The sequence below is a fragment of the Mesorhizobium sp. M2A.F.Ca.ET.067.02.1.1 genome (assembly GCF_004023285.1).
Classification (GTDB): domain Bacteria; phylum Pseudomonadota; class Alphaproteobacteria; order Rhizobiales; family Rhizobiaceae; genus Mesorhizobium.
This window is the reverse complement of sequence record NZ_RZSB01000125.1, coordinates 1-10,707: the sequence shown is the minus strand read 5'-3', so window position 1 is coordinate 10,707 and position 10,707 is coordinate 1. Positions and strand designations below refer to the sequence as shown.

The following is a 10,707-nucleotide window of genomic DNA, read 5'->3' as shown; positions in this document are numbered from 1 at the left end:
GTCATCGACCTCGACCTCACCACCATGAGCGGCCAGGCGCTGCCGGTGCGCTTCATGCACCGGGTTTCGGCAAGCCGCGAGGGCGTGAACGGCCCGACCCGCACCATCGTGCTCAACCGTACCCAGGGCGAGGACGCTTCGGCGGAACTGCGGGCCTCCGAGGTTCGCTTCACCCGTTTCTTCAACTCGACTCCCATGGCTATCGCGGGCGTCGATGCGAGCGGGCGCATCCTGCGCACCAACGCGCCGTTCCTGCAGCTGTTTTCATCCGTGGTCGACCGCGACGCCGTCGACCGGCGGGTGCGGTTCGAGACCATCGTCCACGAACGCGACCGGCCGGCCTTCGCCGCCGCCTTCGAGAAGGCCAGGCAGCGGCAGGCCAATATCGAGCCGATCGACTCCGTGCTGCCCGGCAATGAGGAGCGCCATATCCGCTTCTACGTCAACGCCGTCGCCGACAGCGCGGGCAGCGAGGGCGCCGAGGAATCGGCCATCGTCTATGCGGTCGAGACCACCGAGCAGAAGGCGCTCGAGGGCCAGATGGCGCAGAGTCAGAAGATGCAGGCGGTCGGTCAGCTTGCCGGCGGTATCGCGCATGACTTCAACAACGTGCTCACCGCCATCATCATGGCGTCCGACCTTCTGTTGACCAACCACCGTCCGTCGGATCCGTCCTTCCCCGACATCATGAACATCAAGCAGAACGCCAATCGGGCGGCTTCGCTCGTGCGGCAATTGCTGGCCTTCTCGCGCAAGCAGACGCTGCGGCCGGAAGTGCTCAACCTGACCGATGTCCTGGCCGATCTCCGGATGCTGCTCGCCCGCCTTGTCGGCAACGACATCAAGCTGAAGATCGACCACGGGCGCGACCTGTGGCCGGTGAAGGTCGACATCGGCCAATTCGAGCAGGTGGTGGTCAACCTCGCCGTCAACGCCCGCGACGCCATGCCGAGCGGCGGTGATCTTACCGTGCGCACCCGCAACGTCACGACGGAAGAATGCAAATCCTTCGCCTATCGCGAATTGACGCCGGCCGACTATGTGCTCGTCGATGTCGAGGACACCGGCAGCGGCATTGCGCCCGACGTTCTCAAGAAGATCTTCGAGCCGTTCTTCACGACCAAGGAAGTGGGCAAGGGCACCGGCCTCGGCCTGTCGATGGTCTACGGCATCATCAAGCAGACCGGCGGCTTCATCTTCTGCGATTCCGAGGTCGGCAAGGGCACGGTGTTCCGCATCTTCCTGCCGCGCCACATCGCCGAGATGAAGAAGCAGGCCGAGCCCGGCGCGGCGCCGGCAGCCGTGGCGGCGGCTCCGGCCAAGCCGGCCGATACGGCCAAGGACCTGTCCGGTTCGGCCACCGTGCTTCTGGTCGAGGACGAGGACGCCGTGCGCATGGGCGGTGTGCGGGCGCTGACGTCGCGCGGCTACACCGTGCATGAAGCGTCGTCCGGCGTCGAGGCGCTGGAAGTGTTCGAGGCGCTCGGCGGCAAGGTCGATATCGTGGTGTCCGACGTGGTGATGCCGGAGATGGACGGGCCGACATTGCTCGGCGAGCTGCGCAAGCGTCAGCCGGACATCAAGTTCGTGTTCGTTTCGGGTTATGCCGAGGACGCCTTTGCCAAGAACCTGCCGGCCGACGCCCATTTCGGCTTCCTGCCGAAGCCGTTCTCGCTGAAGCAATTGGCGACGATCGTCAAGGACGTGCTGGAATCCTAGAGCACTGACGCAATTGGGACGGACGACGCAAGGCGAAGGCGCTGGTGCCTGACCGCCTTACAGCTCGCTGGAATTGCTTCCAAATGAGCTATCGCTTGCACATTGCGACGGCCCTGCCATGATGGTCGCCGGATGGGTCTATCGGAGGGTAGTAGCGCGTGACGCCGCATATCGAGGCGGACAGGGGCGATTATACCGAAACGGTGCTGTTGCCGGGCGACCCCGAGCGCGCCCAATGGATGGCGGAGACCTTTCTCGAGGCGCCTCGCTGCGTCAACCGCCGAAGGGGCGCGCTGGGCTTCACCGGCCGGTTCCGCGGCAAGCCGGTCAGCATCCAGGCGACCGGCATCGGCGTTTCATCCTTCCTGATCTACGCGCACGAATTGCTCGACTATCATGGCGTGAAGACGCTGATACGCACCGGCACCAGTGGCGGCTTGTCAGACGATGTGCCCTTGCGCGGGCTCGTCGTCTCCAGCGAAGTGCGGGCGGAGAGCGCGATTAGCGGACAGGTGTTCGGGCTGTACCAGCCGGCGGGACCGGATCCGGCGCTGCATGCGCTGGCGCTGCGACGCGCGGCTGATCTCGGCATCGCCTGCAGCGCCGGGCTGACAATCTGCAGCGACGTGTTCCACCATCCCGACGGCCGCGCGCGGTTCGACGAGCCGAGGGCGCTCGGGGCGCTGGCGGTCGATATGGAGACCAGCGCGCTCTATCGGATTGCCGCGCAGTTCGGCGCCCGGGCCCTGTCGCTGCTCACCGTGGTCGATCATATCGCCACCGGCGAGCTGACGGACTATGCGGAGCGTCAGGCCCTCTTCACCGACATGACCCGGCTGGCGCTCGAAGTCGCGGCAGAGAGTTAGGCGGCTTCCCGCTTCAACGCAGCCTGTTCCTCGGCATTGGGCCGGTGGCCGCGCAGATAGAGCGCGCAGGTCGTGCGCAGCATGGAGGCGAAGTTCGGGATCTGGCCGTTGATCTCGATCGCCTCGTCATAGAGCTTCGAGATGAATTTCGGTGTCGTCAGTCCCTGGCTGTCGGCGATCTCGTCAAGCAGACCCCAGAATGTCGCCTCGAGCTGGATGCTGGTCGAATGACCGTCGATGCGAATCGACCGGTTGATCTGCCGGTAGCCTTCCGGGTCTTGCCCGGCGAAGACTCTGCACATCAGTACCTCCCGTTTTGTTTGTCTTGGGCGCCGATTGAGCGAGCCGGCGCCTTTTTGAACACTGCCTGCGTTTGTCATCTTCGATCCAACGGCCGGCAACGGCAATCAGACTTTCGTCCTTAGGCGCGCCCATCCTCGCCCGCGCCGGGAGACTAGCCATTTCCAAGCCGCATGCGTGGTAATCGGCTGCCACCACCTTTTTTCGCCAGCACGCATAATCGGCTTCGAAATCAAGAAAGCTGCGGAGTCCGATTTGGCGAAGGCGATCCATTCCATGATCAGGGTTCTCGACGAGGCACGGTCCGTCGATTTCTACAACAAGGCCTTCGGCCTCGAGGTGGCGCAGCGGCTCGATTTCGAGACCTTCACACTGATTTATCTCAGCAATGCGGACTCGCCCTTCGAGGTGGAGCTGACCGTGAACAAGGGGCGCACCGAGCCCTATGCGCTGGGCGACGGCTACGGCCATCTCGCCGTCTCGGTCGCCGATCTCGACAGCGAGCATGATCGGATCGGCGCGCTCGGCTTCAATCCGAGGAAGATTGTCGAGTTCAATCACGACGGGGTGCGGATTGCCCGCTTCTTCTTCATCGAGGATCCCGACGGCTACAAGATCGAGGTCCTGCAGCGAGGAGGGCGCTTCCAATAGGGGACATTCCGCCGCGGAGAGGCGCGGCGCCAGCAACGGCGCCCTCAGGGGCGCGAACAGCAAGCAGGGAGGAAATCATGGTTACAGTTTATGAGAATAAAGCCGGGCTTTCGCGGCGAGAGCTTTTCTCAAGCGCGGCGGCGCCGGCGCGCTGCTCATCATCTCCGGCAGCGCCGTCATCAGCCCCGAACACGCTTGGGGTCTCGAAACCTCGGCGCTGAAACCCGAGACGATGGCGACGCTGATCCAGGTGGCGCGCGACATCTATCCGCACGACCAGGTGCCCGACAAATACTACGCCATTGCCGTCAAGGGCCATGACGAGACGGCGGCCAAGGACCCGGCCCATAAGGAACTGATCGAGAAGGGCATCGCCGAGCTCGACAAGAAGGCCGGCAAGGGCGGTTATCGCGGGATCGGCTGGGAAGAGCAGCGGGTCGCGCTGCTCACCGGCATCGAGAAGACGCCGTTCTTCCAGGCGGTGCGCGGCGGCCTTGTCGTCAGCCTCTACAACCAGAAGGAGCTGTGGCCGATCTTTGGCTACGAAGGCGAGTCCTATTCCAAGGGCGGCTACATCGCGCGCGGCTTCAACGACATCGAGTGGCTGTAGGCCGCTCTGTCCTGAACCGCATTTCGACGGATTTCATGGGAGGAAACCATGGCAGCATCATTTGATCTCAAGAACGATGGCGTGGTCGTCATCATCGGCTCCGGCGCCGGCGGCGGCACGCTCGGCAACGAGCTGGCGCAGAAAGGCATCGACGTCGTCATCCTCGAGGCGGGCGCACGCCACGAATATGAGGATTTCATCAATGACGAGTGGGATTCCTTTGCCCAGCTCGCCTGGAAGGACAAGCGCACCACCTCGGGCGACTGGCGCGTGGCCAAGGATTTCCCGAACCTGCCGGCCTGGATCGTGAAATCGGTCGGTGGTTCGACCACGCACTGGGCGGGCGCCTCGCTGCGCTTCCAGGAGCATGAATTCAAGGCGGCCACGACCTACGGAAAGGTCAAGGGCGCGAACCTCCTCGACTGGCCGGTGACGCTGGCCGAGATGGAGCCCTATTACGCCAAGGCCGAAGCCAAGATGGGTGTCACCGGCACCAACAATTGGCCGCGGCTGCCCGGCAACAACAATTTCAAGGTGCTCAAGGCCGGCGCCGACAAGCTCGGCTACAAGGAATGCCACACCGGCAACATGGCGATCAATTCGGTGCAGCGCGACGACCGCAACTCCTGCCAGCAGACCGGCTTCTGCTTCCAGGGCTGCAAATGGGGCGCCAAATGGTCGACGCTCTATACCGAAATCCCTAAGGGCGAAGCGACCGGACATCTGGAGGTCCGGCCGAATTCGATGGTGATCAAGATCAACCATGACGCTTCCGGCAAGGTGACCGGCGTCGTCTATGCTGACAAGGACGGCAAGCTGCAGGAACAGAAGGCCCGCATCGTCGCGGTGGCCGGCAATTCGATCGAGAGCCCGCGCCTGCTGCTCAATTCGGAATCGAGCAAGTTCCCGCACGGGCTCGCCAACTCGTCGGGACAGGTGGGCAAGAACTACATGCGCCACACCACCGGCTCGGTCTACGCGATCTTCGACAAGCCGGTGCACATGTATCGCGGCACCACCATGGCCGGCATCATCCGCGACGAGGCGCGCCACGATCCGTCGCGCGGCTTCGTCGGCGGCTACGAGATGGAGACATTGTCGCTTGGCCTGCCGTTCATGGCGGCCTTCCTCAATCCCGGCGGCTGGGGCCGTTCCTTCACCACGGCGCTCGACCACTACGATCATATGGCGGGCCTGTGGATCGTCGGCGAGGACATGCCGCGCGAGGAGAACCGCATCACGCTGCACAAGGACGAAAAGGACGAGCACGGCATGCCGATCGCCGACGTCCATTTCGACGATCACCCCAACGACACGGCGATGCGCGACCATGCCTACAGCCAAGGCCAGGCGCTCTATGCCGCTGTCGGGGCGACGCGAACCTTCCCCACGCCGCCTTATCCTTCCACCCACAATCTCGGCACCAACCGGATGAGCGAGAAGCCGGAGGACGGAGTCGTCAACAAGCACGGCCAGTCGCACGACATCAAGAACCTGTTCGTCTCCGACGGCAGCCAGTTCACCAGCGGCGCGGCGGAGAACCCGACGCTGACCATCGTGACACTGGCGATCGGCCAGGCCGACTACATCGCGGCGCAGATGTCGGCCAAGACTATCTGAAGCGGTTCGGCGTCACCGCCGATCCGCTCCAGCTATTTTTGTTTGACGCAATTCCGGACGGAAAACCGCTAAGCACTTTTCCTGGAATTGCGTTCATCCTCCCGACTGCCTGCTGGCGCGGGACCCGAAAGGGTTCCGCGCCTTTTTATGCGGAGCCGGCGGCTATCTTCTGGTGCAGGTCGAGGCGGTGAAGGCGCCGTCCTGCTGCTTCATGATGATGTCGAAGGAGGGGCCGCTCGGGTCGTCGAGCGTCGCCTGGGTCATCGAGATCGAGTTGCCGCCGCTGGTGTAGCCGCCGAGCGGCCCGAGCCAGGTGATCTCGCCATTGGGGTTCATCTGGTAGTCGTAGGCTTGCGGCGTGGCGCCGAAGGTCACCGGGCCGCTATAGAGGTTGCTCTTGATGGTGATCACGCCGAGGTCGAGGAACAGGCCGAGCAGGTAGACCTCGCAGTGATAGGCGCCGTCGGGCAGCTTGCCGTCGGTGAAATCGGCATGCGCGCTTCCGGCGGCGGACAGCAGAAGCAGGAAACTCAGGATCGTTCGCAGGGTCATGACGTCGCTCGTTTGCGCGGCGACCTTGCCCCATTTCGCCATGGCCCTGCAACAGGGCCGATCAGCCAGCCTTTTGTCTGCATGATGAAATTTAAGGCATTTTTACCAATTGGGCAGAATCTAGGCAGTGCTGCGTAAACTTTTCTCAACTTGGTCGCGTGGCAGTGGATCTAAAAGTTTCCCGGCTACTGGATAACCGGCTGTAATCTCATCGTTATCCCGCAATTCCGTTGCGCGCATTCCCGTCTGGCACGTCGCTTGCACGGTCTATGTGGCGGTGCAAACAACCAAGCTTGGGAGCGTGTCATATGAGGGGTAACTTCGCGAAAATAACAAAGATCCTGTCGGCGGGCGTCGTCGCGGCTGGCCTGCTGGCGTCGGCTTCCGCGAAGGCGGCGGAAGACACGATCAAGGGCGGTATTCTCCATTCGCTGTCGGGGACCATGGCGATTTCGGAGACGACGCTGAAAGACGTCATGCTGATGCTGATCGACGAGCAGAACGCCAAGGGCGGCCTGCTCGGCAAGAAACTGGAAGCCGTGGTCGTCGACCCGGCGTCCAACTGGCCGCTGTTCGCGGAGAAGGCGCGCGAGCTGATCTCGAAGGACAAGGTCGCGGCCGTGTTCGGCTGCTGGACCTCGGTGTCGCGCAAGTCGGTGCTGCCGGTGTTCTCGGAGCTCGACAACATCCTGTTCTATCCAGTCCAATATGAGGGCGAGGAGAGCGAGCGCAACGTCTTCTACACCGGCGCTGCGCCGAACCAGCAGGCCATTCCGGCCGTCGATTACCTGATGAGCGCCGATGGCGGCTCGGTGAAGCGCTGGGTGCTCGAGGGCACCGACTACGTCTATCCGCGCACCACCAACAAGATCCTCGAAGCCTATCTGAAGTCGAAGGGTGTGCCGGCCGAGGACATCATGGTCAACTACACGCCGTTCGGCTTCTCCGACTGGCAGACCGAGGTCTCGGCGATCAAGAACTTCGGCTCGGCCGGCAAGAAGACCGCGGTGGTCTCGACCGTCAACGGCGATGCCAACGTGCCGTTCTACAAGGAACTCGGCAACCAGGGCATCAAGGCCGAGGACATCCCGGTCATGGCCTTCTCGGTCGGCGAGGAAGAGCTCGCCGGTCTCGACACCAAGCCACTGGTCGGCCATCTCGCCGCCTGGAATTATTTCGAGAGCGTCAACACGCCCGAGAACAAGAAGTTCATCGCCGACTGGCACAAGTTCATCAAGAACAACAAGCGCACCACCAACGACCCGATGGAAGCTCACTATATCGGCTTCAACATGTGGGTGAAGGCGGTTCAGAAGGCCGGCACCACTGATCCGGACAAGGTCATCGACGCCATGGTCGGCGTTTCGGTGCCGAACCTGACCGGCGGCTATTCGGCGATGATGCCGAACCATCACATCACGAAGCCGGTGCTGATCGGTGAAATCCAGGCCAATGGCCAGTTCCAGACGGTCTCGAAGACGCCCGGCCTTGTGATGGGCGACGAATGGTCCGACTACCTGCCCGATTCCAAGGACCTGATTTCCGATTGGCGCGCGCCGCTCAGCTGCGGCAACTTCAATGTCAAAACCGGCAAGTGCGGCGGCAAGGGCACCAACTGATCCTCCCCGGGCTGGACCATCAGGTCCATGCCCAAGACTGCGCGCGTCCGGACGGTTTCCTCCACCGTCCGGACGCCCATTAAACCCTTCAAGGGTCGCCAAATACCGATGAAGATCTTCCGTGCGATTGGCCTCACGCTTTTGTTCCTGCTGACGACGCTGTCCTCCTCGGGCGCTGCGGAAGCCGATCTGCGTGCCATCATCGCCAAATTCGCGACAGCTGCGGACTTTTCCGAGACGGGAGTTATCGTTCGCGAGTTGGCAGCCACAGGCGATCCGGCTGTCGAACGGCCGCTTGCTGCATTGGCGGAAGGCAATCTTTACAGTCGCGCCGCCGACTCGATGGTGTTTGTCGGCAAGGAAGGCAGCGACAGCATCCAGCTTTTCGACCCGCTGAGCGGCGAGGCAGCGGGCGAGGCTTCCGCAGATGACTTAACCCAGATCGGCGTCAACAACACCTTGCGCCGCACTATCCGCGATGCATTGGGCACGCTGACGCTTGGTTCCAAGGATCCGACTGTCCGCATCGCCGCCGCCGACACCATGTTCAAGACACCTGATGCCGCCAACATCGAGCCGCTCGACGCGGCGATCGCCAGTGAAACCGTGGCGAGCGTCAAGGCTTTGCTGGAGCAGGCGCGTGGCGCTTCCATACTGGTTTCGGACAAGCCCGATACGGACAAGCTCGCCGCAATTGCCTTGATCGGCGCCCGCGGCGACCGCGACGCGGTCTCGCTTCTCACCTCCGTCGAGGCCAACGCCTCCGGAGCGGTCAAGGAAGCGGCGACGGCCACAATCGCGAGTATCAATTCGACGCTGGCATTTTGGGATGCGGGGCAGAACATCTGGTACGGCATCTCGCTCGGATCGGTGCTGCTGCTCGCAGCAATCGGCCTCGCCATCACCTTCGGCGTCATGGGCGTCATCAACATGGCGCATGGCGAGATGGTCATGCTTGGCGCCTATACGACCTTCGTCGTCCAGCAGGTGATCCGCACCTCGTTTCCCGGCCTGTTCGACTGGTCGCTGGTGATCGCGCTGCCGCTCGCCTTCCTAGTCGCGGCGCTTGTCGGCCTCGCGATCGAGCGCGGCATCATCCGCTTCCTCTATGGCCGGCCGCTCGAGACGCTGCTGGCCACCTGGGGCGTTTCGCTGATCCTGCAGCAGGCGGTGCGCACCATTTTCGGGCCGACCAACCAGGAGGTGGGCAATCCGTCCTGGATGTCCGGCTCGTTCGATATCGGCCAGCTCGCGATCACCTGGAACCGGCTGTGGATCCTGGTGTTCGCGCTAGCGGTGTTCGGCGTCCTGCTCTACGTCATGAAGCGCACGCCCTGGGGGCTGCAGATGCGCGCCGTGACCGCCAACCGGCGCATGGCGGCCTCCATGGGCATCAAGACGCCTTGGGTCGACGCGCTGACCTTCGCGCTGGGCTCCGGCATTGCGGGCATCGCCGGCGTGGCGCTCAGCCAGATCGACAACGTGTCGCCCAATCTCGGCCGCGGCTACATCATCGACAGCTTCATGGTCGTGGTGTTCGGCGGCGTCGGCAATCTGTGGGGCACGCTGGTCGGCGCCTTCTCGCTCGGCATCGTCAACAAGTTCCTCGAACCCTATGCCGGCGCGGTGCTCGGCAAGATCGTCGTCCTGGTGCTGATCATCCTGTTCATCCAGAAGCGCCCGCGCGGCCTGTTCGCGCTGAAGGGCAGGGCGGTGGAAGCATGATCGCGCAGCGCTTCTTTGCCGCCGATCGCCGGATTGGCGTTACGATCTTCGCGCTGCTCGCGGCAGCCATCATCGTGCCGCTGCTCAACCTCGCGGTGTCGCCGCAAAGCGCTTTCTACATCCCGCCTTACATCGTAGCGTTGGTCGGCAAATATCTCTGCTACGCGCTGCTGGCCCTCGCGCTCGACCTGGTCTGGGGCTATTGCGGCATCCTTTCGCTCGGCCACGGCGCCTTTTTCGCGCTCGGCGGCTATGCGATGGGCATGTATCTGATGCGCCAGATCGGTTCGCGCGGCGTCTACGGCAATCCGATCCTGCCCGACTTCATGGTGTTCCTGAACTACAAGGAGCTGCCCTGGTTCTGGTACGGCTTCGACCATTTCTGGTTCGCGGCGCTGATGGTGTTGGCCGTGCCGGGCCTGCTTGCCTTCGTCTTCGGCTGGTTCGCCTTCCGCAGCCGCGTCACCGGCGTGTATCTGTCGATCATCACGCAGGCGATGACCTATGCGCTGCTGCTGGCCTTCTTCCGCAACGACATGGGCTTCGGCGGCAACAACGGCCTGACCGACTTCAAGGACATACTCGGCTTTAGCGTGCAGGCGGACGCGACGCGCTCGGCGCTGTTTGCCGCGAGCGCCGTCACGCTCGCGCTTGCAGTCTTCGTAACCGCGGCCATCGTGCGTTCCAAATACGGCAAGCTGCTGATGGCCGTGCGCGACGCCGAGAGCCGCACCCGCTTCCTTGGCTGGCGGGCGGAGAACGTCAAACTGTTCGCCTTCACCGTCTCGGCAATCATGGCCGGCATAGCCGGCGCGCTCTACGTGCCGCAGGTCGGCATCATCAATCCCGGCGAATTCGATCCGGCCAACTCGATCGAGGTGGTGATCTGGACCGCCGTCGGCGGGCGCGGCACCATCGTCGGCCCGATCATCGGTGCGCTGCTCGTCAATGCCGGCAAATCCTGGTTCACCGGCGTGCTGCCGGAATTCTGGCTGTTCGCGCTGGGCGGGCTGTTCGTCGCCGTCACGCTGCTGCTGCCCAAGGG

The 10,707-nt window shown here is 63.2% G+C and carries 9 protein-coding genes and 1 pseudogene; 8 read left to right on the top strand and 2 right to left on the bottom strand.

Features of this window, described 5'->3' with window-relative positions; all coding sequences use genetic code 11:
* Together EOA28_RS12080 and EOA28_RS12075 are read left to right on the top strand one after the other, a co-directional pair.
* Window positions 1-1,719, top strand: a 1,719-nt coding sequence (locus tag EOA28_RS12080; protein WP_128314917.1) for an ATP-binding protein, incomplete at its 5' end; no start/stop codon positions are given.
* Window positions 1,720-1,877: 158 nt separating this feature from the next.
* Complete coding sequence (locus EOA28_RS12075) at window positions 1,878-2,585, top strand: purine-nucleoside phosphorylase (protein WP_127253709.1); 708 nt, start codon at window positions 1,878-1,880, stop codon at window positions 2,583-2,585.
* Here EOA28_RS12075 and EOA28_RS12070 read toward each other — a convergent pair.
* A complete protein-coding gene (locus tag EOA28_RS12070) occupies window positions 2,582-2,887 on the bottom strand; it encodes a ribbon-helix-helix domain-containing protein (RefSeq protein ID WP_127253710.1) in 306 nt (101 codons plus the stop codon). The genes EOA28_RS12075 and EOA28_RS12070 overlap by 4 nt on opposite strands.
* Before the next feature lie 253 nt (window positions 2,888-3,140).
* Here EOA28_RS12070 and EOA28_RS12065 point away from each other — a divergent pair, with 253 nt between their 5' ends.
* The 3 genes and pseudogenes from EOA28_RS12065 (at window position 3,141) to EOA28_RS12055 (ending at window position 5,766) form a co-directional block, all read left to right on the top strand.
* Window positions 3,141-3,536, top strand: coding sequence for a VOC family protein (locus tag EOA28_RS12065; protein WP_042642790.1), 396 nt, complete (start codon window positions 3,141-3,143; stop codon window positions 3,534-3,536).
* 77 nt (window positions 3,537-3,613) lie between these two features.
* A pseudogene (locus tag EOA28_RS12060) lies at window positions 3,614-4,146 on the top strand (gluconate 2-dehydrogenase subunit 3 family protein).
* Window positions 4,147-4,194: 48 nt separating this feature from the next.
* On the top strand, window positions 4,195-5,766 hold the full coding sequence (locus tag EOA28_RS12055; protein WP_127253008.1) for a GMC family oxidoreductase: 1,572 nt from the start codon (window positions 4,195-4,197) through the stop codon (window positions 5,764-5,766).
* Between the two features lie 162 nt (window positions 5,767-5,928).
* Here the strand turns inward: EOA28_RS12055 and EOA28_RS12050 are convergent, their stop codons facing one another.
* Complete coding sequence (locus EOA28_RS12050) at window positions 5,929-6,318, bottom strand: hypothetical protein (RefSeq protein ID WP_126082562.1); 390 nt, start codon at window positions 6,316-6,318, stop codon at window positions 5,929-5,931.
* 308 nt (window positions 6,319-6,626) lie between these two features.
* Here EOA28_RS12050 and urtA point away from each other — a divergent pair, with 308 nt between their 5' ends.
* The 3 genes from urtA to urtC form a co-directional block, all read left to right on the top strand.
* Entirely contained in the window at window positions 6,627-7,937 is a 1,311-nt protein-coding gene (urtA, locus tag EOA28_RS12045) for an urea ABC transporter substrate-binding protein (RefSeq protein WP_128314916.1), read from the top strand.
* A 108-nt stretch (window positions 7,938-8,045) separates the two neighbouring features.
* The gene (gene urtB / locus EOA28_RS12040) at window positions 8,046-9,662 is read left to right on the top strand and encodes an urea ABC transporter permease subunit UrtB (RefSeq protein ID WP_127253006.1); all 1,617 of its coding nucleotides are present in this window, start codon (window positions 8,046-8,048) and stop codon (window positions 9,660-9,662) included.
* Window positions 9,659-10,707 (top strand): urea ABC transporter permease subunit UrtC (gene urtC, locus EOA28_RS12035; RefSeq protein ID WP_128314915.1); only part of this gene is annotated, 1,049 nt, incomplete at its 3' end. The genes urtB and urtC, both read left to right, overlap by 4 nt.